This is a genomic window from Enterobacter sp. DN, from assembly GCF_046054285.1.
GTDB classification, from domain to species: domain Bacteria; phylum Pseudomonadota; class Gammaproteobacteria; order Enterobacterales; family Enterobacteriaceae; genus Enterobacter; species Enterobacter hormaechei_C.
On the sequence record NZ_JBJJTG010000005.1, the window covers coordinates 179,761 to 204,293 of the forward strand.

General features: G+C 52.9%; 20 protein-coding genes and 3 tRNA genes. 10 read left to right on the forward strand and 13 right to left on the reverse strand.

Annotation, left to right across the window (positions count from 1 at the left end):
• Nucleotides 1-87: 87 nt before the first annotated feature.
• Complete coding sequence (gene gltX / locus ACJTMZ_RS14005) at nucleotides 88-1,503, forward strand: glutamate--tRNA ligase (protein WP_015572231.1); 1,416 nt, start codon at nucleotides 88-90, stop codon at nucleotides 1,501-1,503.
• 51 nt (nucleotides 1,504-1,554) lie between these two features.
• On the opposite strand, the gene ACJTMZ_RS14010 is transcribed toward gltX, so the two are convergent.
• Nucleotides 1,555-1,941, reverse strand: a complete 387-nt coding sequence (locus ACJTMZ_RS14010; RefSeq protein WP_017383469.1) for a YfeC-like transcriptional regulator — start codon at nucleotides 1,939-1,941, stop codon at nucleotides 1,555-1,557.
• A gap of 1 nt (nucleotide 1,942) precedes the next feature.
• On the reverse strand, nucleotides 1,943-2,305 hold the full coding sequence (locus ACJTMZ_RS14015) for a YfeC-like transcriptional regulator (RefSeq protein WP_108394069.1): 363 nt from the start codon (nucleotides 2,303-2,305) through the stop codon (nucleotides 1,943-1,945).
• A 217-nt stretch (nucleotides 2,306-2,522) separates the two neighbouring features.
• Here ACJTMZ_RS14015 and ACJTMZ_RS14020 point away from each other — a divergent pair.
• The 3 genes from ACJTMZ_RS14020 to ACJTMZ_RS14030 all read left to right on the forward strand — a co-directional run bounded on the left by ACJTMZ_RS14020 (nucleotide 2,523) and on the right by ACJTMZ_RS14030 (nucleotide 5,117).
• Nucleotides 2,523-2,598 (forward strand) — tRNA-Ala (locus ACJTMZ_RS14020).
• A gap of 41 nt (nucleotides 2,599-2,639) precedes the next feature.
• A tRNA-Ala gene (locus ACJTMZ_RS14025) sits at nucleotides 2,640-2,715 on the forward strand.
• 212 nt (nucleotides 2,716-2,927) lie between these two features.
• Entirely contained in the window at nucleotides 2,928-5,117 is a 2,190-nt protein-coding gene (locus tag ACJTMZ_RS14030) for an EAL domain-containing protein (protein WP_252010721.1), read from the forward strand.
• Nucleotides 5,118-5,162: 45 nt separating this feature from the next.
• Here ACJTMZ_RS14030 and nupC read toward each other — a convergent pair whose 3' ends face one another.
• The gene (gene nupC, locus ACJTMZ_RS14035) at nucleotides 5,163-6,350 is read right to left on the reverse strand and encodes a nucleoside permease NupC (protein WP_006811440.1); all 1,188 of its coding nucleotides are present in this window, start codon (nucleotides 6,348-6,350) and stop codon (nucleotides 5,163-5,165) included.
• A gap of 345 nt (nucleotides 6,351-6,695) precedes the next feature.
• Between nupC and ACJTMZ_RS14040 the strand changes: the two genes are divergently transcribed.
• Nucleotides 6,696-7,934: an Nramp family divalent metal transporter gene (locus ACJTMZ_RS14040; protein WP_017383466.1), complete on the forward strand. Its 1,239-nt coding sequence runs from the start codon at nucleotides 6,696-6,698 to the stop codon at nucleotides 7,932-7,934.
• Between the two features lie 33 nt (nucleotides 7,935-7,967).
• Here the strand turns inward: ACJTMZ_RS14040 and ACJTMZ_RS14045 are convergent, their stop codons facing one another.
• Both ACJTMZ_RS14045 and mgrA read right to left on the reverse strand, forming a co-directional pair.
• Nucleotides 7,968-8,315, reverse strand: a complete 348-nt coding sequence (locus ACJTMZ_RS14045) for a DUF2502 domain-containing protein (RefSeq protein ID WP_015572233.1) — start codon at nucleotides 8,313-8,315, stop codon at nucleotides 7,968-7,970.
• A 126-nt stretch (nucleotides 8,316-8,441) separates the two neighbouring features.
• Complete coding sequence (gene mgrA / locus ACJTMZ_RS14050; protein WP_252010720.1) at nucleotides 8,442-9,440, reverse strand: L-glyceraldehyde 3-phosphate reductase; 999 nt, start codon at nucleotides 9,438-9,440, stop codon at nucleotides 8,442-8,444.
• A 186-nt stretch (nucleotides 9,441-9,626) separates the two neighbouring features.
• Between mgrA and ipdC the strand changes: the two genes are divergently transcribed.
• On the forward strand, nucleotides 9,627-11,285 hold the full coding sequence (ipdC, locus tag ACJTMZ_RS14055; RefSeq protein ID WP_252010719.1) for an indolepyruvate decarboxylase: 1,659 nt from the start codon (nucleotides 9,627-9,629) through the stop codon (nucleotides 11,283-11,285).
• On the opposite strand, the gene ACJTMZ_RS14060 is transcribed toward ipdC, so the two are convergent.
• Nucleotides 11,286-12,521 (reverse strand): ion channel protein, encoded by a 1,236-nt coding sequence (locus ACJTMZ_RS14060; RefSeq protein ID WP_408626937.1) that lies wholly within the window; start codon nucleotides 12,519-12,521, stop codon nucleotides 11,286-11,288. It abuts the gene before it with no gap.
• A 205-nt stretch (nucleotides 12,522-12,726) separates the two neighbouring features.
• Here ACJTMZ_RS14060 and glk point away from each other — a divergent pair, with 205 nt between their 5' ends.
• Nucleotides 12,727-13,692, forward strand: coding sequence for a glucokinase (glk, locus tag ACJTMZ_RS14065; protein WP_003861352.1), 966 nt, complete (start codon nucleotides 12,727-12,729; stop codon nucleotides 13,690-13,692).
• A 35-nt stretch (nucleotides 13,693-13,727) separates the two neighbouring features.
• Here glk and ACJTMZ_RS14070 read toward each other — a convergent pair whose 3' ends face one another.
• The gene (locus ACJTMZ_RS14070; protein ID WP_017383462.1) at nucleotides 13,728-14,459 is read right to left on the reverse strand and encodes a LytTR family DNA-binding domain-containing protein; all 732 of its coding nucleotides are present in this window, start codon (nucleotides 14,457-14,459) and stop codon (nucleotides 13,728-13,730) included.
• A gap of 13 nt (nucleotides 14,460-14,472) precedes the next feature.
• Nucleotides 14,473-16,170 carry a LytS/YhcK type 5TM receptor domain-containing protein gene (locus ACJTMZ_RS14075; protein WP_252010717.1) on the reverse strand — a complete coding sequence of 566 codons (1,698 nt, stop codon included), beginning with the start codon at nucleotides 16,168-16,170 and terminating at the stop codon, nucleotides 14,473-14,475.
• A 386-nt stretch (nucleotides 16,171-16,556) separates the two neighbouring features.
• Between ACJTMZ_RS14075 and alaC the strand changes: the two genes are divergently transcribed.
• Nucleotides 16,557-17,792, forward strand: a complete 1,236-nt coding sequence (gene alaC, locus ACJTMZ_RS14080) for an alanine transaminase (protein ID WP_017383460.1) — start codon at nucleotides 16,557-16,559, stop codon at nucleotides 17,790-17,792.
• A 58-nt stretch (nucleotides 17,793-17,850) separates the two neighbouring features.
• Here the strand turns inward: alaC and ypdK are convergent, their stop codons facing one another.
• A complete protein-coding gene (ypdK, locus tag ACJTMZ_RS14085; RefSeq protein WP_099458937.1) occupies nucleotides 17,851-17,922 on the reverse strand; it encodes a membrane protein YpdK in 72 nt (23 codons plus the stop codon).
• Nucleotides 17,923-18,281: 359 nt separating this feature from the next.
• Nucleotides 18,282-19,202: a kdo(2)-lipid IV(A) palmitoleoyltransferase gene (lpxP, locus tag ACJTMZ_RS14090; RefSeq protein ID WP_026080619.1), complete on the reverse strand. Its 921-nt coding sequence runs from the start codon at nucleotides 19,200-19,202 to the stop codon at nucleotides 18,282-18,284.
• A 268-nt stretch (nucleotides 19,203-19,470) separates the two neighbouring features.
• Between lpxP and ACJTMZ_RS14095 the strand changes: the two genes are divergently transcribed.
• On the forward strand, nucleotides 19,471-20,850 hold the full coding sequence (locus ACJTMZ_RS14095; protein WP_063932368.1) for a diguanylate cyclase: 1,380 nt from the start codon (nucleotides 19,471-19,473) through the stop codon (nucleotides 20,848-20,850).
• A gap of 13 nt (nucleotides 20,851-20,863) precedes the next feature.
• Here the strand turns inward: ACJTMZ_RS14095 and ACJTMZ_RS14100 are convergent.
• Nucleotides 20,864-20,935, reverse strand: a tRNA-Arg gene (locus ACJTMZ_RS14100).
• A 75-nt stretch (nucleotides 20,936-21,010) separates the two neighbouring features.
• Entirely contained in the window at nucleotides 21,011-21,940 is a 930-nt protein-coding gene (locus ACJTMZ_RS14105; protein WP_017383457.1) for a formate/nitrite transporter family protein, read from the reverse strand.
• A 314-nt stretch (nucleotides 21,941-22,254) separates the two neighbouring features.
• On the opposite strand from ACJTMZ_RS14105, the gene mlaA reads away from it, so the two are divergent.
• Nucleotides 22,255-23,007 carry a phospholipid-binding lipoprotein MlaA gene (mlaA, locus tag ACJTMZ_RS14110; RefSeq protein WP_003861365.1) on the forward strand — a complete coding sequence of 251 codons (753 nt, stop codon included), beginning with the start codon at nucleotides 22,255-22,257 and terminating at the stop codon, nucleotides 23,005-23,007.
• Nucleotides 23,008-23,051: 44 nt separating this feature from the next.
• Here the strand turns inward: mlaA and fadL are convergent, their stop codons facing one another.
• Nucleotides 23,052-24,335 (reverse strand): long-chain fatty acid transporter FadL, encoded by a 1,284-nt coding sequence (fadL, locus tag ACJTMZ_RS14115; RefSeq protein ID WP_017383456.1) that lies wholly within the window; start codon nucleotides 24,333-24,335, stop codon nucleotides 23,052-23,054.
• Nucleotides 24,336-24,533 lie beyond the last annotated feature (198 nt).

The following is a 24,533-nucleotide window of genomic DNA, read 5'->3' on the forward strand; positions in this document are numbered from 1 at the left end:
AATCGGCCCACAGTGATAGAATATTGCCCATTGTTTTCTTCCCGGAATTTGCCGATTACCGGCATCTTTATAACGTAAGGCCATTTCATGAAAATCAAAACTCGCTTCGCGCCGAGCCCGACAGGCTATCTGCATGTCGGTGGTGCACGTACCGCTCTCTACTCCTGGCTTTTCGCACGTCACAACAACGGTGAGTTTGTGCTGCGTATTGAAGACACCGATCTGGAGCGCTCAACGCCGGAAGCAATTGAAGCCATTATGGATGGGATGAACTGGCTGAATCTGGCGTGGGACGAAGGCCCATACTTCCAGACCAAACGTTTTGACCGCTATAACGCCGTAATTGACGAGATGCTGGTGGCAGGCACGGCCTATAAGTGCTACTGCTCCAGGGAGCGTCTGGATGCGCTGCGTGAAGAGCAAATGGCAAAAGGCGAAAAACCGCGTTATGACGGTCGTTGCCGCCATGACCACAGCGAGCATGCTGCGGATGAGCCTTGCGTAGTGCGTTTTGCTAACCCACAGGATGGCTCTGTCATCTTTGATGACCAGATCCGTGGCCCGATCGAATTCAGCAACCAGGAGCTGGATGACCTTATCATTCGTCGTACTGACGGATCGCCAACCTATAACTTCTGCGTAGTTGTGGACGACTGGGATATGGAAATCACTCACGTGATCCGTGGTGAAGACCATATCAATAACACCCCGCGTCAGATCAACATTCTGAAAGCGCTGAACGCGCCTGTACCGGTGTATGCGCACGTATCAATGATCAACGGTGACGACGGTAAAAAGCTGTCCAAACGTCATGGCGCGGTGAGCGTGATGCAGTACCGTGATGACGGCTATCTGCCGGAAGCGCTGCTGAACTACCTGGTGCGTCTGGGCTGGGCTCATGGTGACCAGGAGATCTTCAGCCGCGAAGAGATGATCGAGCTGTTCTCTCTGAACTCGGTCAGCAAATCAGCCAGCGCGTTCAACACTGATAAACTGCTGTGGCTGAACCATCACTACATCAATACCATGCAGCCAGAATATGTGGCGACTTATCTGCAATGGCACATTGAACAGGCAAACATCGATACCCGTACGGGCCCTGAACTGGCGGATCTGGTGAAGCTGCTTGGCGAGCGTTGCAAAACGCTGAAAGAAATTGCTGAAAGCTGCCGTTACTTCTATGAAGAGTTTGACGCGTTCGACGCCGACGCGGCCAAGAAACACCTGCGTCCGGTTGCGCGTCAGCCGCTGGAAGTGGTGCGTGATAAACTCGAAGCCATTACCGAATGGACTGCGGAAAATGTTCACCACGCGATTCAGGCTACCGCTGATGAGCTGGAAATTGGCATGGGTAAAGTCGGTATGCCGCTGCGCGTTGCGGTGACGGGGGCAGGCCAGTCTCCGGCGCTGGACGTGACCGTTCATGCCATCGGCAAATCACGTAGCGTTGCGCGTATCAACAAAGCGCTGGGCTTTATTGCTGAGCGTGAAAGCCAGCAGTAATACTCGTGTAATATAAAAAACGGCAGGTTACCCTGCCGTTTTTTATGCCTGTTATTCAGCAATACCAAGACGCGTGAGAAAACCCTGCAACCCTTCACGAGCGAGCAACTTGTGCAAACGTTCCTGTTCGACAGTCGTCATGTTTTCCAGCGAGTCGATAATTTGTGGAAGCAGGCTGGATGAGGTTGCCACGCCGTAGTGGGAAGGGCTTTCCGCCACATGGTAAACAGCCCGACGGTTACGAATGGCGGGAAGACTAATGATGTGCTCCTTAACGTGCGCATCAATACATATCACCCTCGCTCTTCCGCCTTTTACACCGTTGATACCCTCCGTTTTCCATCCCTTCTGTCGTATCCAGCGATTAACGGTTTGTCGGGCTACGCCCAGACTGTCCGCCAGCTCTTCCGTGGTCATTTTGCTGCGTAATCTTTTCATATCAGCGTTGGTCGCGAATCCCTAAACGTTGTAACAAGCCGGTAATCCCTTCCCGCAGTAACAGCGATGTCATCTGCTTTTGCTCTTCCGGCGTCATTTCATTCGCCAGCGTCAGAAGCAGGGCATGAAGCGAGCCCTCGTGGTACACCTTATCTGGCAGTTCCGGCGTCTCTGTTGCCCTGCGCGCGCTGCGAATAAAGTCGCGCACTTTTTCATTGACGTGTACCAGACGCGCTTTGCCACCCTGAACGCCTGGCTTTGGCGATGTAATCCAACCCTCTTTGCGTACCCATTTATTGATGGTCTGTCGGCTATAGCCAGTGAGCAGGGCTAACTCTTCTGGCGTCATTCGTTCCTTGATCATACAATTTCCTGAATATCTGTGGGGTTAATTAGTGGTTCATTTTATAGCACCGTTTTACGTGAAAACGTGACAAGCTTAACTCCTGGCTGCGAGCAGGCTCGCAAAGTGATTCATTTGCATGATTTTTCGGCGATTGAAAGGCGGAGGCTGAATTTGCCGTTGACACTCTGCGGCGGAATTCATATTATGCCGCCCGTCAACATGACAGCTTTACGACGGGGCTATAGCTCAGCTGGGAGAGCGCCTGCATGGCATGCAGGAGGTCAGCGGTTCGATCCCGCTTAGCTCCACCAAACTCTGAACCCAACAGAGTGCGGTAGGTAAAGTAACATGTGGGGCTATAGCTCAGCTGGGAGAGCGCTTGCATGGCATGCAAGAGGTCAGCGGTTCGATCCCGCTTAGCTCCACCAAAATTTAAACCCTCGTCGCAAGACGGGGGTTTTTTTATATCTTGTAAAATATTTTAGACTGTTTTTGTTGCAATTAACGTCGTTTTCTACACCTCACCTCAATCCAAATCAATAAACAAGTCTATAAATAGACCTGAACTTGATTCGTGTTATTAATAAACCTATTATCCATGCGGTCAATGAGACGATGGTAAAATAGATTATCCGGATTAATGAATAGAAAAATTTACAATAATGTAAAGATATTTATGATTGCCCTGGCGCTAAGCCTGATTGCGATTCCTTTTTCTCGTTATATCTCTCCACGGGCCATCGTCAGCGAAAATGATGTTTATCTGGCGTGGTTGCCCTTAAGCTCCATGCTCGCCATCGTGTTGTTATTTGGACGACGGGCAATCATTCCTTTGCTGTTAAGTTTTAGTATTACTAATATTTATAATCTTGATTTAGCACCACTACAATCTGCCGTATTATTATGTTGTCAGACGTTTACCGTCTTCGCCGCCTGTGGCGTCATCCGTCTGGTGCTGGGCAAGCGCTGGCGACACAGCATACCGAATAAGTACATTGGCATACGTATTTTCTGGCTCGGATTTATGGTGCCTGTGGGCATCAAATTATCGATGTATCTGGCGGGATATTTATTTGATTTCCCGGTGACAATCTCCTCCTATTTCGGCGAAGGCTCTGCAATTTATAACGTTATCGATATTCAGAGTCTGATTTGTGCCGCCCTGATTTTCACCATGATGTTCTATTATCCGTTAAGAATGATTATTAATCCTCGCTATGCCCGAACATTCTGGCGGCGAAGCGTGAAGCCCCTCTTTTGTCACAAAAAAGCGTTATTTATCGTTGTGTGGCTGATGCTGTTGATCTCGATGATCGCTATTTTATGCGCGCCTTTTGAGTCGCAGTTTATTGCGGGTTATTTGATGCCAATCGTTTTCATTCTTTTCACCCTGGGGATTGGTCGTCTGAGCTATGCGCTCATCTCTTTATTCTGGGCGGCCTCGGCGCTCATGCTGTTGACCTATAATTATAATTTTCTTAATGGCGTTGAATCGGGCCACTCGCTCTCCTTTATCCTGTCGGTGCTGATCTCTTTCGCCATCTGCCTGCTTTACATGTCGCGGATCTATCAGAAAAGTGAATGGCTGAAACAGGGGTGGCAGGAGAGGGCGCTTACCGATCCGCTCACCGGTCTGCCTAACATTCGTGCGCTGGAAGTGTTTTTACAGCACCATCCCGAGGCCAAAGTCTGCTGCCTGCGCCTGGATAATCTCGAATTCCTGAGCCGTCACTACGGCATCCTCATGCGTGTACATTGTAAAAAGATGATAACCGCGTCGCTGCAACCGTTATTGCAAAAAGACGAGAAGCTCTTCCAGTTGCCGGGCAGTGAGCTGGTAGTGGTCTTGCTGGGTCCGGGCACGGCTGAACGTCTGCAATATATGGTTGATCATCTGAACAGCCGTAAGATTATCTGGAACAAGACTGAGCTCGACATCGAGTTTGGCGCCTCCTGGGGTGAAGTGCCGGATGGAGAAAGCCTGCATCACACGCTGGGTCAGCTGAGCTGGCTCTCCGAGCAGTCCTGTGCCGGGCACAACGTCCTGGCGTTAACCAACAGTCTGGATGATGTCTCCGGTCAGACGACGGACAGAGTGCTGATGCTGGCCCGCATAAAACGCGCCCTTGATATCGGTGGGCTTCACCTTTACGCCCAGCCAATCCATAACGCGCGTGGGGAAGGGTACTTTGAAATCCTCTCAAGGCTTGAAAGCGAGGGTGAGATCATCACGCCTGATCGCTTTATTCCGCTGATTGCTCAGTTTAACCTGAGCCACCGATTTGACCTGAACGTGGTGGAAAAATTGCTGATGTGGATGCGCAGCCATCCGTCCGAACGGGCCGGAACGCGGTTCTCCGTAAATCTGATGCCGCTGACGCTGATGCAAAATGAGATTGCGGCTGAGATCATCGCGCTTTTTGAACGCTACGCCATTGCGCCGCAAGATATCGTCATTGAGATCACCGAGGAACAGGCTTTCTCTGACTCGGGAAGCAGCATCAACAATATCCAGCAGCTGCGGGATTACGGCTTCCGGATTGCTATTGATGACTTTGGTACCGGCTATGCCAACTTTGAGCGCCTGAAGCGGCTGGAGGCCGATATCATTAAGATCGATGGCTGCTTCGTGAAAGATATCTGCACCGACAGCATGGATGCGATGATCGTGCAGTCCATTTGCAACATGGCCAAAACGAAATCGCTTTGTGTGGTGGCTGAATATGTGGAATCGGCTGAACAACGCGAGATGTTGCTGCGATTTGGCGTGGACTATTTGCAGGGCTATTTGATTGGTAAACCACTGCCCCTGACGGCGCTGGAGGCATAAAAAAACCGGGAGCGAGGACTCCCGGTTTTTATTACGCGGTATGAATTACAGAACCAGTGCTGCGATAGAGGCAGACAGGACGCTCACCAGCGTTGAACCGTAAACCAGCTTCAGGCCAAAGCGAGAAACGACGTTACCTTGCTCTTCGTTCAGTCCTTTAATCGCACCAGCGATAATACCGATGGAAGAGAAGTTCGCGAAGGAGACCAGGAAGACGGACAGGATCCCTTCCGCACGAGGGGAGAGTGTGCTGGCAATCTTCTGGAGATCCATCATCGCCACGAACTCATTGGAAACCAGTTTCGTTGCCATGATACTGCCCACCTGCAACGCTTCGTGAGCGGGCACGCCCATCACCCAGGCAATCGGGTAGAAGATGTAGCCCAGAATACCCTGGAAGGAGATACCGAGTACGGCCGCAAACAGGGCGTTCAGCGCAGCGATCAGCGCGATAAAGCCAATCAGCATTGCGGCGACGATAATTGCAACCTTGAAACCCGCCAGAATGTATTCACCCAGCATTTCGAAGAAGCTCTGTCCCTCGTGCAGGTTTGACATCTGAATGTTCTCTTCGCTGGCATCCACGCGGTACGGGTTAATCAGCGAAAGCACGATAAAGGTGCTGAACATGTTCAGAACCAGCGCCGCAACTACATATTTTGGTTCCAGCATGGTCATATACGCGCCCACGATAGACATGGAAACGGTAGACATTGCGGTTGCCGCCATGGTGTACATGCGGTTACGGGACATCTTGCCGAGAATATCTTTATACGCAATGAAGTTCTCAGACTGACCCAGGATCAGCGAGCTGACTGCGTTAAAGGATTCCAGTTTGCCCATGCCGTTAACTTTCGATAACAGGAAGCCGATCGCACGGATAACCACCGGCAGAACGCGGATGTGCTGAAGGATACCGATCAGGGCAGAGATGAAGACGATAGGGCAGAGCACCTTCAGGAAGAAGAAGGCCAGACCCTGATCGTTCATGCTGCCAAAGACGAAGTTTGTCCCTTCGTTGGCAAATCCGAGCAGTTTTTCGAACATTTCGGAGAAGCCTTTCACGAAGCCCAGGCCTACGTTGGAGTTCAGGAAGAACCACGCAAGTAAAACTTCAATGACCAGCAGTTGGACAACATAGCGAATACGAATTTTTTTGCGGTCTGTGCTGACCAGCAATGCAAGTGCAGTAACGACAACGAGTGCCAGGACAAAATGAAGGACGCGGTCCATATTTGCTCCAAATATGAGGCAGGTTTAATTTCCGTGCACATTCTATGTAACAAGCACAAAGAAAACGAGATCAAGCCCACACTATAGTTACATCCTGTGACGAGTCTCAAAAATAGTGATCAACAAGACATTTTTGTTATGTTAGGTAAATGAGTGAAAAGTTAAGTTTGTGTGCTACGCTTCACAAATGTCTGCGCATTTTCACATTCTGTGACCTTGCTCCACCTGCCTGTCTATCGTTCCTGACTATCAGAGAAATCATGTTAACCGTTACAAATGAACTTGATAATCATTCTCATTTTGATAGCATAAAACATAGCAAAGGCTATATTTCCAGAGGCAGAAATGACGAATAGTCGCGTAGAGAGTAGCAGCGGCAGAGCGGCACGCAAGCTGCGGTTCGCATTAATGGGACCGGCATTCATTGCCGCGATTGGCTACATCGATCCGGGTAATTTTGCGACCAACATTCAGGCCGGGGCCAGTTTCGGCTATAAACTGCTGTGGGTTGTGGTATGGGCCAATCTGATGGCGATGCTGATTCAGATGCTCTCCGCGAAGCTGGGTATTGCTACCGGAAAAAACCTGGCGGAGCAAATCCGCGATCATTATCCACGTCCGGCAGTTTGGTTTTACTGGGTTCAGGCGGAAATTATCGCCATGGCCACCGATCTCGCCGAGTTTATCGGGGCGGCGATCGGCTTTAAGCTTATCCTGGGCGTCTCCCTGCTTCAGGGGGCGGTGCTGACCGGTATCGCCACTTTCCTGATTCTGATGCTCCAGCGGCGGGGGCAAAAACCGCTGGAGAAAGTCATCGGCGGCCTGCTGCTGTTCGTCGCTGCCGCCTATATTGTTGAGCTGATTTTCTCCCAGCCGAATCTGGCGCAGCTGACGAAAGGGATGGTGATCCCGTCGTTACCCACTTCTGAAGCCGTTTTTCTGGCTGCCGGGGTGCTGGGGGCGACCATCATGCCGCACGTCATTTATCTGCACTCTTCATTAACCCAGAATCTGCATGGCGGGACGAGTAAAGAGCGCTACTCCGCCTCGAAATGGGATGTGACTATCGCGATGACCATTGCCGGATTTGTGAATCTGGCGATGATGGCGACCGCCGCCGCTGCGTTCCACTTTAACGGGCATACCGGGGTTGCCGATCTCGACCAGGCTTACCTGACGCTGGAGCCGCTACTGAGCCATGCCGCTGCCACTATTTTTGGTTTAAGCCTGGTTGCTGCGGGTCTTTCATCTACGGTTGTGGGGACACTGGCCGGGCAGGTGGTGATGCAGGGGTTCGTACGTTTCCATATTCCGCTGTGGGTTCGCCGCTCGGTCACGATGCTGCCATCCTTTGTTGTGATCCTGATGGGGCTGGATCCGACCCGCATTCTGGTGATGAGTCAGGTATTGTTGAGTTTCGGAATTGCGCTGGCGCTGGTGCCGCTGCTGATCTTCACCAGTAATAAATCGCTGATGGGCGATCTGGTGAATTCGACGTGGGTGAAGCGCGCCGGGTGGGCCATTGTGGTCGTGGTGGTGGCGTTAAACTTGTGGTTGCTGATAGGCACAGCCGCAGGCCTGTAAAAGAAAAAGGAGCCGGAAGGCTCCTTTTTATTGTTAATGGTGATGGCCGTGACCGTGGCCTCTGCCTTTTCCGTGACCCCATCCGCCACGGCGGTCGTCACGATCGTTCCAGCCCTCGCGGTAGCCGCGTTCGTAAGCCTTACGCTTATCCCAGCCACGGTGATAGCCGTTATCGTGTTTCCACCAGCGGTTTTGACGCCATTCATAATGGCGGTGCCAGTAGTCACGGTCGCGCCAGTAGCCACCGTCCCAGTATCTGCCGTAGTCATCACGATCGCCAATTTGTAATTTAATCGATGGCAACAGGGTGATTTCGCCCGCACTGGCGACCAGCGGGGCCGAAGCCAGTAATACCGCTGCAAGAATCAGTGACCTGAACATACTCTTCTCCTTCACGATCGGGGCCGCTGTGCGACCTGTTAACGCAATTTTACGAGTTGGTAAACATTCGTTTCATCGCCTCAACTCCTAAATCATGAACGAGAGCACTTTTTGCTAAAAGTGTTTTTAATCTGAACTGGACAGGATCGTATCTATCGTCTTCAGCTCTTCTGCCGTGAACCGACAATTCTCAAGCACGCCTGCTGCATCTTCAATTTGTCCGGTCTTGCTTGCGCCGATGAGCACGGATGTCACCGCATCGTGGCGCAGGATCCAGGCCAGTGCCATTTGCGATAGCTTTTGCCCCCGGTTTTCCGCCAGCGCATTCAGCTTGCGTACCTTTTCCAGCTTTTTGTCGGTGATCTGCTCCGGGTTAAGGAACTTACTGCCGCTTGCTGCGCGAGAATCCGCCGGGATACCGTTCAGATAGCGATCGGTCAACTGTCCGCCCGCCAGGGGGGAGAAGGGGATACATCCCACCCCTTTTTGCTGCAACACGTCCAGCAACCCCTCTTCAGGCGCACGTTCAAACATGGAGTACTTCGGCTGGTGGATCAGACATGGCGTGCCCAGATCCTCCAGTATTTCAATCGCCTGCCTTGCCACTTCTGCCGGGTAGTTGGACAGACCGATGTACAGCGCCTTGCCCTGACGCACCACATGGTCAAGCGCTTTCATGGTTTCACGTAGCGGCGTTTGTGGATCCGGGCGGTGGTGATAGAAAATATCGACATACTCCAGCCCCATACGCCTGAGGCTCTGGTCCAGGCTGGCGATCAGATATTTACGTGAGCCCCAGTCGCCGTAAGGCCCGTCCCACATGGTGTAGCCCGCTTTGGTGGAGATGATTAGCTCATCGCGCCAGGGCAGGAAATCCTCCTGCAAAATGCGCCCGAAATTACGTTCGGCCGAACCAGGAGGCGGGCCGTAATTATTGGCAAGGTCAAAATGCGTAATACCCAAATCGAAAGCACGCTGTAAAAGTTGACGGCTGTTTTCGAGTAACGTCGCGTCGCCAAAATTATGCCAAAGCCCCAGCGAGATGGCGGGAAGCTTAAGGCCGCTTTGCCCACAGCGGCGATATTGCATTGTCTGATAACGATTTTTGTCAGGCTGATAACCCATTGGCGAGACCTCTGGCGCTGGAAAGAAACATCAGTGTATACGTTTACACTAACCTGAAGAAAATGAGCATAGCTCAGCTTTTTTCGTAAAGCATTCTTTCCAGACCCTGATTGTCGCCAATTCTGGACACGCTTCACGCTTATTTAATACTCAGAGTGAGGTCAACGTCAGAAGGACACTTATAATATGCGTACCCCCTATTGCGTCGCCGATTACCTGCTGGACCGACTAACAGATTGTGGTGCCGATCATCTGTTTGGCGTGCCAGGCGACTATAACCTGCAATTTCTCGATCACGTGATAGACAGCCCGGACATCTGCTGGGTGGGCTGTGCCAATGAACTGAACGCGTCTTACGCCGCAGACGGCTATGCCCGCTGTAAGGGCTTTGCCGCGCTCCTGACGACATTCGGCGTTGGGGAGTTAAGCGCCATGAACGGTGTGGCGGGCAGCTTTGCTGAACATGTTCCCGTCCTCCATATTGTGGGGGCCCCGGGTATGGCGGCGCAGCAGCGAGGAGAGTTATTGCACCATACGTTGGGCGACGGCGAGTTCCGCCATTTCTATCATATGAGCGAACCCATCACCGTTGCACAGGCGGTGCTTACCGAACAAAACGCCTGCTATGAAATTGACAGAGTCCTGACCACTATGCTGCGGGAGCGCCGTCCGGGCTACCTGATGCTGCCCGCTGATGTGGCGAAAAAAGCCGCTACGCCCCCTGTAAGCGCTCTCACTGTTAACCCCGCTCCAGCTGATTCAGCCTGCTTGCAGGCGTTCCGTGAGGCTGCCGAAAAGCGCTTGTCCACGAGCAAACGCACCGCGCTGTTAGCGGACTTCCTCGTACTCCGCCATGGTCTGCGCACGGCCCTTCAGACGTGGGTGAAAGAGGTGCCGATGGCACACGCCACCATGCTGATGGGTAAGGGCATTTTTGACGAACGACAGAGCGGTTTTTACGGCACCTACAGCGGATCGGCGAGCGCCGCGCCGGTCAAAGAGGCCATCGAGGGGGCTGATACGGTGCTGTGTATTGGCACGCGCTTTACCGATACGCTCACTGCCGGGTTTACCCACCAGCTGACGCCAGACCAGACGATAGAGGTTCAGCCACACGCGTCCCGCGTCGGCGACGTCTGGTTTACGGGTATCCCGATGAGGGAGGCCATTGAAACGCTGACAGCGCTGTGTAAAACCTATGTTCATGATACGCGAATGCCATTGGATCACAGCGGCTTTTCGTTCCCGACTATTGAAGGGGCGCTGACTCAGGAGAGCTTCTGGCGTACCCTGCAAACGTTTATCCGCCCCGGAGACATTATTCTGGCTGACCAGGGAACGTCTGCTTTCGGCGCTATCGATCTGCGTTTACCCGCGGACGTGAACTTTATCGTCCAGCCGTTGTGGGGATCGATTGGCTACACGCTGGCGGCAGCGTTTGGCGCGCAAACGGCGTGTCCGAACCGACGCGTGATTGTCCTGACGGGTGACGGCGCCGCGCAGTTGACCATTCAGGAGCTGGGATCGATGCTGCGCGACAAGCAGCGCCCGATTATTCTGGTGCTTAACAACGAAGGATACACGGTGGAAAGGGCCATCCACGGGCCGGAGCAGCGCTATAACGACATTGCCCTCTGGAACTGGACGCAGATCCCGCAGGCGCTGAGCCTGGCGCCTCAGGCAGAGTGCTGGCGCGTCAGCGAAGCGGAAGCGCTGGCGGAGGTGCTGGATAAAGTGGCACACCATGAGCGGCTTTCGCTGATCGAGGTGATGCTGCCGAAAGCCGATATTCCGCCGCTGCTGAGCGCGCTGACCAAAGCGCTGGAGGCGCGCAATAACGCCTGATTACCTGTCGTTTCGCCATCCCATCAGCATCGGTTTGCCCGCCAGCAGGAGCCAGGCGGGCAACATCACGATACAGAGCAGCGGCAGAAGCGTGGTATCCGGCACGACAACGGCCGCCATAAACAGGCTCAGCCACGCATCGCGCGTGACCACCAGTACCAGCCCCAGAATGGAACAGGAGACGGTAATCGCCGCAGGGACAGCGTCAACGTGCTCATGCAGCATCAGCCCCAGCGCGACGCCAACAAATACCGCCGGGAAGATACGACCTCCCCGGAAACCACAGGCCGCAGCGACCACCAGCGCCGCCAGTTTTACCAGCGCGAACAGCAGATAATCGGAGACGCTAAAGACCTGGCTGAAGGCCAGCTGCTGCATCTCGTCCAGACCCTTAAACAGCGTAACCGTCCCGCCGATGGCGCCTAAAACGCCCAGAATAAAACCCCCCATGCCCAGAATCAGCACCGGATGCTTCAGCCTGTGCATCAGGCGATGCAGGCGAGGGAGACACCACACCGCGACCATCCCCAGCGCAATGGCGATCGCGACGACGACGGCACCGCTGAAAATATCGGTGAGTTGCATCTGGCCGTAGTGGGGGATGGTGAGTGAAAAATGGGGATGGAAAAACAGGCTGGTGGTGAGGGCTCCCGCAGCGGCGGCCATTAGCGGCGCGAAGAGTTTATCCCACAGCGGTACTTCATGATCACTGCTGAGGGTTTGCGAAAAAATGAGCGCAGCCGCGACCGGAGTGCCAAACAGCGCCCCGATGGTGCCTGCTGACGCCAGGATCGTCCAGTCCAGCGCACCAACGCGCGGGAAAAGACGCGCCCCCAGAAAGACCGCCAGCGCGATATTAACCGCCATAATGGGATGTTCAGGCCCGAGGCTTACGCCGCCCGCAAGACCGATAATCAGCGCGATAATAAGCCCCGGCAGAGCAGAGGGAGAGACAGGGGCGCCAATCAAGGGTTCCAGTGCCGGGTCCGGCCCGGCATGACCCGGGCTATAGCGGATCACCAGCCCTACGGCAATCCCGGTCAGGGTCAGCATCATCATGATCCAGCCCGGCGAGTCAATGCTGATGCCGAGTTTTACCGGAAGCGCGGTCCATAAAATCGTTTGCAGCACCGCCGCCACTTTCATGGCGACGATGAGCACCAGGCTCGACGCCACGCCAATAATCAGCGCCGGGACAGCCAATAACAGCATGGTTCTGGCTCGCGGATGGAGCATGATGATTTCCTTGTACAAAACGGCTTAACGTTACTTTGCACAATCAGCATTGTGGCAATAGTGCAAAAGGTGCTGAAACGGTAAAGTTATAATGTGACGAAGATCGATAATCCATGGGCAGTCACCTTCTGGTCGTTGTTGTTATCACGCCTTGAATTTACAGTGTCCCAAAGATTTATTCTGACTTTAGCGGAGCAGTAGAAGAATGACAAAGTATGCTTTGGTAGGTGATGTAGGCGGCACCAACGCGCGCCTTGCCCTGTGCGATGTGAACAGCGGTGAAATTTCTCAGGCGAAAACCTATTCAGGGCTGGATTACCCAAGCCTGGAAGCGGTGGTTCGCGTCTATCTGGAAGAGCATAAAGTGAGCGTTGAAGACGGTTGTATCGCTATTGCCTGTCCGATCACCGGCGACTGGGTGGCGATGACCAACCACACGTGGGCCTTCTCAATTGCCGAAATGCGGAAAAACCTCGGCTTCTCGCACCTTGAGATTATCAATGACTTCACTGCGGTTTCCATGGCTATCCCAATGCTTAAACCAGAGCATCTGATTCAGTTCGGCGGTACGGCCCCGGTTGAAGGCAAACCGATTGCCGTTTACGGCGCGGGCACCGGTCTGGGGGTGGCGCACCTGGTTCACGTCGACAAACGCTGGGTCAGCCTGCCGGGCGAGGGCGGTCACGTGGATTTTGCGCCGAACAGCGAAGAAGAGGGCATTATTCTTGAGGAGCTACGTGCCGAGATTGGTCACGTGTCGGCCGAGCGGGTGCTTTCTGGCCCGGGCCTGGTGAACCTGTATCGGGCGATTGTAAAATCAGACGGTCGTCTGCCGGAAAATCTGCAACCTAAAGATGTGACCGAACGCGCGCTGGCCGACAGCTGTATTGACTGCCGCCGTGCTTTGTCGCTGTTCTGCGTCATCATGGGGCGTTTCGGCGGCAACCTGGCGCTGAACCTCGGCACCTTTGGCGGGGTCTATATTGCGGGCGGGATCGTGCCGCGCTTCCTCGATTTCTTTACCGCCTCCGGCTTCCGTGGCGGCTTCGAAGACAAAGGCCGCTTCAGAAGCTATGTCCAGGACATTCCTGTTTACCTGATTGTCCACGACAACCCAGGCTTACTGGGCTCCGGCGCGCATCTGCGTCAGGTACTCGGTCAGATCCTCTGATGCTCATTCCCCTCTCCTGCGGGAGAGGGAACGCGCTACAGGTGCATGAGCTGGCGGAACTCTTTCACCCTGCTGCGGCTTACCGGCACCTGGAAATCCAGATCCTTCAGCCGCAAAATATAGGTGTTATTAAACCAGGGTTCGATTTCGCGGATCTTGTTCAGGTTGACGCAGAACGATCGGTGGCAGCGGAAGAAGTGAGCGGCCGGGAGTTTATTGCAGAATTCGGTGATGTTCATCGCCATGACGTAGGATTCACGCCGCGTATAGACAAACGTCATTTTTTCATGCGCTTCGGCATAGTAAATATCGTCGACAGGCGTGACGATGATCCGTTCGTCCTTCACCAGATTAATCGTGTCGTTTTCCCGCGCTACCGGGCTGGCACTGGCGGGTAATGCTTGCTGCTGCCACGCGGCTTCCAGCTTATGCAGCATGCTGATAATACGCGACTCCTGGTACGGCTTGAGAATATAGTCAAACGCCTCAAGCTCGAAGGCCTCCACGGCATGCTCTTTCCACGCGGTGACAAACACAATAAACGGCTTGTGGGCGAACTGATTGATATTTTGCGCCAGCAGGACGCCGTCCAGCGACGGAATATTAATATCGAGGAATATCGCGTCGACCCGGTTATGCTGTAAAAATTTCAGCACGTCCAGACCATCCTCAAAACAGCCAACAATCTCCATCTGGCTGTGGGTTTTGATAAGCCAGCTCAACTCCTGTTGAGCCAGAATTTCATCTTCTACGATGATGACTTTCATCTGTTACTCCGGCCTACGGCAACAAGGATATGGGGGCATTCACGGGCGTTCGCTCATTCGGAACATAAAAGGCAATTTCGGTGCCCGGCTCAAGACGGTGAATATGCAGCCCGTCACCGTACAGCAGTTTGACCCGGTGATGCACATTCAGCAGTCCGATCTTGTTGCCCGGCATTTCGTTTGATTTGACGCGCTCGATGACTTTAGGATCGATGCCGTGCCCGGTATCGCGCACGGCGATACGCACGCGGTTACCGCTTTCCGTCACGCTAATCGTTACTACGCCTTTGCCTTTACACGGCTGAATACCGTGAACAATGGCGTTTTCCACCAGAGGCTGGATCAGCAGACTTGGGATCACGCAGCTGACCTCTTCATCAATATCGTAAATGACCGTGAGCTTATCGCCAAAGCGAGCCTGCTCGATGGCGATGTAATCCTTGATTTGATACAGCTCTTTTTTGATGTCGATCTGCTCGTCGTCTTTTAGCTCAATGTTGTAGCGCAGATAGCGCGACAGATTAAAGATCAGCTGCCGCGCGGTGTCCGGATTAAGTCGGATGGAAGAGGAGATAGCGTTCAGCGCGTTAAACAGGAAATGGGGATTGATCTTGCTTTGCAGGGCGCGCAGCTCTGCCTTATTTGCCATCTCGCGCAGCTGCTCTGCACGCGAAACCTCAAGTTGAGTGGAGATAATCTGCGACAGGCCAATCGCCATCTCCTGGAGCGAGGAGGTGATTTGGTGCGCATGGCAGTAGTAAATTTTCAGCGTCCCCGTGACCACGCCTTTTTCCCACAGCGGGATCACCAGCATTGAGTGGATCTCTGGCGTCCGGTGGGCTTCATCATTGTTTTTAATGATGATTTTTCCGTAGTTAATCGCCTGTCTGGTGGTCGGGCTGATGTTATCGTCGCTGTCGCGATAATTGTGCTCCCCGACGCCAACGTAAGCCAGCACGTGGTCAATATTGGTGATGGCGACCGCATCGGCGTGAATATCACGGCGGATGATATCGCAAACCTGACGTAAAGATTCGGCGTTAACGTGTCGGAAAAGCGGCAGCGTCTTGTTGGCGATATCCAGCGCCAGCTTGGCCTGACGCGCGGCGCTGGCCTCTTTTTCGCCCTCCACGCTTTGCACCAGCAGCACGATAAAACCGATACAGACGCTCCCGAGGATCATAGGAATACCGATCTTCGAGACGATATCCAGACCCAGCGCAACGGTTGGCGCCCAGACGATGACCAGGATCATGGTCAGCGTTTCGCAGACCATCCCCGCGATAATCCCTGCACGCCAGTGCTGCTTTTTCGGGATTTTGCGGTTAATCCAGCCCGAGAGCAGCCCGGCAATAATGCTGGTGATAAAGCAGGGGACTGCCGTCACGCCGCCAATATCAATCAGGTATCGATGGGTGCCGGCGATGATGCCTGTGATAATCCCAACCCAGGGACCAAAGAGGATCCCGCCCGACATGACGGCGATAATGCGCACGTTCACCAGCGAGCCTTCTACCGGCACGCCGGACCAGGTGCTGAACAGGGCAAACATCGAAAAGATAAACGTGACGGCCAGCAGCTCTTTTGGCGAATGGGCAGATTTATGCAACAGTTCGCGGAACAAGCGGATGCGGATAAGGAAAAAAAGACAGATCAGCATTAATGCCGCGCGGTCGAACACCGCCAGGAGCATATTGAAGATTTCGTGCACGGTCAGGCCTGGGAAAACGGGAAAAATCTATGATAGAAAACATAGGGCCTGATGACCAGCTATCCATCAGATTTATCAAATGGGGAAAAACCATAATTCTCAAAGGGGATTGCTGGCTTTTGACTGAAAGCCGGTGCTTTTCCGTTTGGGGAGAAACGTCAGGTAACGATACTGAAAATATTGTGTTAAATCGTAGCGCTTAAAACTGCCTGTTCGCGATAAGAGTTCCGCTTTTCACTGCAATCACATTCCCGTTTTAGCGCAAAATATTGTTTTGCCGTTATCCTCTCGACAGCGTCTTTTTCTTCAGGTTATTTTCTAAGCACGCCACACGGGTGGCAGCGTCGCTCGGACGGTCCGGGCGCTAACGTGACTCTGAGGAATCTATGGCTGAATTCAGTCCTGAACGCCGTTTTACGCGTATCGATCGTCTCCCCCCTTATGTTTTCAATATCACTGCTGAACTGAAAATGGCTGCGCGTCGGCGCGGCGAAGACATTATCGATTTCAGTATGGGTAACCCTGACGGCCCAACGCCGCCGCATATCGTTGAGAAACTCTGCACGGTTGCGCAGCGTCCTGATACCCATGGGTATTCCACCTCACGCGGCATTCCACGCTTACGTCGGGCGATCTCCCGCTGGTATCAGGATCGTTATCAGGTCGATATCGATCCTGAAAGTGAAGCGATTGTGACCATTGGCTCCAAAGAGGGGCTGGCCCACCTGATGCTGGCGACGCTGGATCACGGCGATACCGTACTGGTGCCGAATCCGAGCTACCCCATTCACATCTATGGGGCGGTGATTGCCGGCGCGCAGGTGCGTTCTGTCCCGCTGGTGGAAGGCGTCGACTTCTTTAACGAGCTGGAACGGGCGATTCGTGAAAGCTATCCGAAGCCGAAAATGATGATCCTCGGTTTCCCGTCAAACCCAACGGCACAATGCGTTGAACTCGAATTCTTCGAGAAAGTGGTCGCGCTGGCTAAGCGTTACGACGTGCTGGTGGTACACGATCTCGCCTACGCCGATATCGTTTATGATGGCTGGAAAGCGCCGTCAATTATGCAGGTACCGGGTGCCCGTGATGTGGCGGTTGAGTTTTTCACCCTGTCGAAAAGCTACAACATGGCGGGCTGGCGAATTGGTTTTATGGTGGGAAACAAAACGCTGGTGAGCGCCCTGGCGCGTATTAAAAGCTACCATGACTATGGCACCTTTACGCCGTTACAGGTCGCGGCCATCGCGGCGCTGGAAGGGGATCAGCAATGCGTGCTCGATATTGCCGCTCAGTATAAACGCCGCCGAGATGTGCTGGTAAAAGGGCTTCATGAAGCAGGCTGGATGGTGGAAATGCCTAAAGCCTCTATGTACGTCTGGGCGAAAATTCCTGAGCCGTATGCTGCGATGGGTTCTCTGGAATTTGCCAAAAAACTGCTTCAGGACGCGAAGGTTTGCGTCTCTCCAGGCATTGGCTTTGGTGACTACGGTGACACGCACGTGCGTTTCGCGCTGATTGAAAACAGCGACCGTATCCGTCAGGCAGTGCGGGGCATTAAAAGCATGTTCCGCGCGGATGGCCTGCTTGCAGCGAAGAGCGTTGCGGAACAACCCGAGTCGTAACGGACAACAAAAAAAACAGGCGCCAACGGCGCCTGTTTTTTTGACTGCATTTTCTTAACTAGATCATCAGAGCAAACGTTCCGGCCCAAACTAAAACAATAACCGAAATGCCCATAAAGAAATATTTCACGTTTCATCGCTCCGCGTATCTTCCGGTACGCATTAAAAAAACAGAGTCCAACTGAGTATAGAGAGTTGAAATCATGCGAAAGGGGAAATCGGAATTATCCCGTGACGTCGCTAACTTCAGCTCTGAATTCTGTGCTTTCCTGTCGCCAGACGGCGCTAATGTACGCCTAAATTTCAGGAGTGACAAGAGGCATTTTTTTAAATAATTTCCTACACTTACGAGTGTCGTGGAACGGCGACAGTTTGATTTCGGTACGCAATAAATGCCTGTTGAGCGACGGTCGAAAAAAGCCGTTACGCACTGCGATTACAGGTGTTTGAAAAGGTTAGTTTCTTAGCGAAACTAACCTTCGACAGGGGTCAGATATAGAGTGAGGCTTCGCCCAGGGGACGGGTTTTAAAGCGGCGGTGCATCCACAGATACTGCTCAGGTGCACGCATAATCTCAAACTCAATCACCTTATTGATAAAGGTCGCGGCTTCACTCTCATCTTCAGGATAGTTCGCCATCTCTGGGGAGATATGCAGACGATAGCCTGACTTATCCGCTTTTCTGACCATGGTCACCGTCAACATCGCGGCGCCTGAGAGACGTGAAATCACAAAGGTACCGTTCGTCGTAGCGACATCTTTAACCGCAAAGAAAGGGGCAAAACTGCTGCCTTTAGGACCGTAGTCCTGGTCCGGGGCAAACCAGACGGCTTCCCCTTTTTTCAGGGCGCCAACCATACCGCGCAGATTGTTACGGCTGATCATCGCCTTATTTGAACGCATGCGGCCCCGCGTTTGTACCCATTCCATCAGCGCGCTGTTATGCGGGCGATAGGTTGCCATCATTGGCTGACAAAGACCCATAACGCGGCCGCCCAGCTCAAGCGACATAAAATGCACACCCACAACCATCACGCCGCGGTTTTGCATCTGGGCACGTTTCAGGTTATCCAGGCCTTCCACGTCAAACCATTTACGGACACGCTCGTCTGGCCAGAACCAGGCCATACCGGTTTCAAGCAGCGCCATACCGATAGATTTAAAGTTTTCCGCAATCAGCGTTTCGCGCTGCTGGGCATTGTAATGCGGAAAGCAAAGTTCGAGATTTTTTCGGGCAATGGATTCACGACGCTTAAGAAAGTAACGCGATGCGCTGCCGAGCTTAGAACCCAGGAAACGGATCACGGGATATGGAAGTTGAACCAGCAGCCAAAGCACGCCAAGGCCGAACCATGTAAACCAGTAGCGCGGGTGCAGAAACGCCCGCTGAAATTTGGATTGAGACAAAATAGTGGAACCTATGTGAAGCCTGTGAAGGTAGCGCAGACTTCGCGATACCACGTGCCATTGAGACCGTAGGACGAGGTCATGGTTGCAGGCTTTACCGTTCTTTACGACGTTGCCTGGCCATTGCTGACTTGGGTGGGCGGCATAATGTAGCACCGTTATACATTATGAGCTATCACTCGTTTTTGTTTAAAAAAGCGGCAATTGCGGAGTGGTTTGATTTTGCTATTGTTAAATCTGCGTTCCCGCATGTCTCCTGAAGGTGCAGACCATGGAAACCTACCTGCAAACGGTGAAAGAAGAGTGGGTGAAGCTGATTAATGAAACCGATCCCGATGTGCATCGGCTTGCGACTGAGCTTGCCAGGGATAATGCAATGCCACTGGTCGCTGAATTCTATCGTGTTGTGCTGGCAGATCCGTCGGCAGCTGAATTCCTGACCACCGAACAGGTGGAGAGGCAGCTTCAGGAGGCGCTTCGTCGCTGGCTTATTGATGTGCTCTCATGCCGTGTGGAGCAGGTTGAAGAGCTGATGCGGGCGCAGCAGCGCGCTGCGGATGTTCATGCCCGTATTGGTATTTCGGTTGATTTAGTCGAAATGGGCTTCCGCGTTCTGAAAAAGCTGCTGTTGCCTGTCATTACTGCCAGCGCCCATTCGCCTGAGGTGAAGCTGCATATTTATCACTACGCGATAAACAGTATCGATCTGGCCATGGAAGTGATGTCGCGGGCCTATGTATTTAGCGAGAACAATGCGGCGAAAGAGGACGAAAATTATCGCATCTTTTCCTTAATGGAGAACGCAGAAGAGGAGAAGGAGAGACAGACCGCGGCGCTGCTGTCATGGGAAATGGTGCTTCTGTATAAGATCACGCTTAATTCCAGTATCGGCAACAGTCTGCCGCTGGGGCAGTCTGAATTTGGACTGTGGTTTAGCCATAAAGGTCGGCACTATTTCAGCGGCATCGCTGAGGCCGGTCATATCTCTCGTCTGATTCAGGAATTCGATGACCTTTTTAACGAGGTCCGTCTTACAGGGCAGGGTCTGAGTGATAAAGCGCAGCGGGATAAATTCTTGCAGCGAATGCGTAATACCCTCTCGCAAATCATCACGCTTTTGCGCGAACTGTTTGACGAAGTGTCGCGACACGAGGTGGGGGTTGATGTCCTGACCCGCCTGTTGAATCGCCGTTTCCTGCCAACCATCTTCAAACGCGAAATCCTGCACGCCACCCGGGCGGGAACAAAGCTCTCGACGCTGCTGATTGACGTCGACAAATTTAAACAAATCAACGATACCTGGGGGCACAATACCGGGGACGAGATCCTGCGAAAAGTCTCCGGCGCGTTCTACGACAACGTGCGAACCTGTGATTACGTTTTTCGCTACGGCGGCGATGAATTTCTGATTGTACTAACGGAAATCTCAGAGGTGGACGCGCTGCGAATTGCCGAGCGTATCCGCAGGCGGGTGGAAAAAATCAAGGTTAACTCCCCAACCGGCGATATTATCCCGCTCTCCCTCTCGATAGGCGTTGCGATGTTCAACGGGCATCCCGATTACGAGCGATTGATTCAGGCGGCGGATGAAGCCTTATACGGCGCGAAACGGCGTGGCCGAAACTGCGTGGAGCTTTGGAAGGGGGCGTAAGGAAAGACAGAAGTGTCCCCTGCAGGAATCGAACCTGCAACTAGCCCTTAGGAGGGGCTCGTTATATCCATTTAACTAAGGGGACGAAGCGGCAAGAGTATAGCGTTATTTACACTTTTCGTTAAGCGCATTGCCGCCTGACTGGTCAAAGAGTCACCGTTCACGCCGATTTTTCGGCAGTTTTATCCTTTTTTTCCTGAGCCTTAAGCTCGGCCTTACGCTTGTTGGACATGTCGTTACGGATTTGCGCATGGCTCAGCAGCGCAAAGATAAAGGTCCCGCCACAAATGTTGCCTGCGAGGGTTGGCAGGGCGAACGGCCAGAAAAAGTCGCTCCAGTGGAGTGTGCCGTTAAATACCAGATAAAGGATCTCCACGGTTCCGACAACAATGTGCGTGGTATCGGCGAGTGCGATAAGCCAGGTCATCAGGATAATTACCACGATTTTCGCGCTACCCGCTGACGGGAACATCCAGACCATAGTGGCGATGATCCAGCCGGAAATTATGGCATTAGAGAACATTTCAACCGGCGTGTTTTTCATCACATCCATGCCAATTTTCACAAATGCGTCGCGGGTCGGTTCATCAAATATTGGCATATACTCGAATGCCCAGGCGGCTATGCCCGTACCGATCAGGTTCCCCAGCAGCACGACGCTCCACAGGCGCATCAGTAAACCGAAATTACCGAGGGTCGGATTTTGCATGACGGGCAGTACGGCAGTGACGGTATTCTCCGTAAAAAGCTGCTGTCGCGCCATAATGACGATAATAAAGCCGAACGTGTAGCCTAAATTTTCCAGCAAAAACCCGCCCGGTACGCCTTCCAGCTGAACGTGAAATATCCCTTTGGCGAGCAGAGAGGCGCCCATCGACAGACCGGCTGCAATGGCTGACCACAGCAGGGCCATCGCGTCGCGCTCCATCTCTTTTTCCCCGTCCTGGCGAATATGCTCATGAATAGCCATGGCGCGCGACGGCAGGCGATCTTCATCGACTTCTATCTCTTCTCCCCGGTCTTTCTCCTCGCTTTCAATCTCATGTTCCTCTTTGCTTTCACCAATTTTCTCTTCGCTAATGTCTTTCATAACAGCTCCTTCGGGGTAATTGCTCATTTAAGCGTAGCGGCTTTTAGCGCTTTCCCCGTGGGGATGCTCTTAAATTGCTGAAAATGGCAATAAAGGTGAGACATCTCTTTCAAAGCCAATATAAAATTGCCAGCGAAACGAATTCCGAAAGACAGGCTATGCTGAAATTAGCGTGATGACGCGAGCGGGTCGTCATTGTCCTCGTAGACATCGGTAAGCGTGCTGTTACAATCACTTGCACGTTTCAGGCGGAGCATCTCAGGCTCCGTCACAGATGGCATTCAACGATAGCCATATTGAACAGGGAGAAATTTATGAAGCTTCGGCTGTCGGCGCTTGCGCTGGGCGTAACAATGCTTGTGGGCTGCGCCAGCTCTGGCGAGCAAACGGGACGCTCCGATCCTCTCGAAGGATTTAACCGTTCAATGTACAGCTTTAACTATAATGTGCTGGATCCATATCTGGTTCGTCCGGTTGCCGTGGCATGGCGTGACTATGTTCCGCAGCCGGCGCGTAACGGGCTGAGCAACTTTACCAGTAACCTGGAAGAGCCAGCGGTTATGGTCAACTACTTCCTTCAGGGCGACCCGTATCAGGGGATGGTGCATTTCACCCGCTTCTTCCTGAACTCCCTGCTGGGTATGGGCGGCTTAATTGATGTCGCAGGCATGGCGAACCCGAAATTACAGCGTGAACAGCCGCACCGTTTCGGCAGCACGCTGGGTCATTATGGCGTAGGTTATGGTCCGTATGTGCACCTGCCATTCTACGGCAGCTTTACCGTGCGTGATGATGGCGGCGACATGGTGGATACGCTGTATCCTGTACTGTCATGGCTCACCTGGCCGCTGTCGATTGGTAAATGGACCGTGGAAGGAATTGAAACGCGTGCGCAACTGCTGGATTCTGATGGTCTGCTGCGTCAGTCTTCCGATCCGTACATCATGGTCCGCGAGGCCTACTTCCAGAACCATGATTTTATTGCCAACGGCGGTAAGCTGAAGCCGGAAGATAATCCGAACGCGAAAGCCATCGAGAACGAATTAAAAGATATCGATTCGGAATAAATAAAAAAGGTGAGCAATGCTCACCTTTTTTAATCGTGTTGGGATTAGAACGCGTAGTTGAAGTTGGTACCAAACAGCCAGGCTTTACCTTCAGAGGAAAACTCGTACGGGCCTTCCTGGAAGGTCACCTTCTGGCCATGCATGTACGACACGCCCGCGTCGATAGAGGCATTCTCGTTGAACGCGTAGGTTGCCCCCGCACTCACCCAGAAACGGTCCTGATCCGGAATGGAGATAGAACGTTTATCGGCCGGTACCGGGCTGTCATCAAATGCCACGCCGGTACGGAACGTCCAGTTGTCATCCATATAATAGGTCGTACCAAGCGCGATACGGTAAGCATCGTGGAAGCTTTCGTCTTTATAGAACAGCGTCTGGCCGTTGCTGCCGGTGGCTTTAAGCTCCTCGAACTGGCTCCAGCTGGTATACGCGAGGCTGTAGTGAATTGCCCACTGCGGCGCAACGCGGTTATAACCTGACACTTCCCACATTTCTGGCAGATGCAGCGACAGTGAACCCGGTACGGTTTGATTCGAGGTACCCCATGGAATGGTGGTGCCCGCGCCTGGGACCATACCGTTGACTGGGCTCAGGATGCCGCTTTTGTAATCGCCATCGAAATCAATTTTCACTTCTGAGCGATAGGTCAGACCCCAGCGGTTGTTTTTATCCAGTTCATACAGGATACCGGCGTTCCAGCCGTAACCCCATTCATCACCTTTCAGGCTGGCAATTTTATTGCTGTTTTTCGGCAGTGCAGCAGTTTGCTCCCCGGAGTAACGCTCGATTTTTGCATCGGCGTAGACAGCATCAAAGCCCAGACCAAAGCTCCAGTTATCGTTCAGACGATATGCGCCGCTCAGGTTGAGGTTCAGGGTCGTCAGATCGGTTTTACCGCCGTATTCCCCGGCCGGATAGTTGTTATTGAACTCCGTTGCCAGGCCATAGTTAGAGGTGACAGAGGCACCCCAACCAAACTGTTCATTGATTGGCGCAACAAAGTGCAGGTTAGGCACCCACGCGGTCGGCGCAATGTTATCCGCCTTCAGATCTGCGCCGGTGAACTGAGATTTGCCAGAAATATTGACATCAGGATCGATGTAAACCGCACCGGCAGAGAAGGTAGGGCGATCAAACATCATGATCAGTGCCGGGTTACGACTCGCGTTGCCTGCGTCATCGGCAATCGCACCTTCCCCGGAATACGCACGGCCAAGGCCAGAGGAAGAAAATTCGTTTAACTGGAAGCCCGCTGACCAGGCGGACGTTGAGACGATTGCCACTGCAACTGCTAAAGCAGTTTGTTTGAACAGGGTTTTCTGGCTCATGACCATAACCTCATTGAGTTATTTTTATTCAATAATTGTTACATACCGTAACAGGAGCGCGAAGTGTAGGGTCTGAGGTATGACTTACAAATCAGACCAGTGGCGAGAGTATAGGTCTGACCAGCTGGGATGTTGCAAGTTTGTTTATTAATATTTTCAGATATGTTTCTTGAAACGAGATCTGGTTGGCAAAATTGT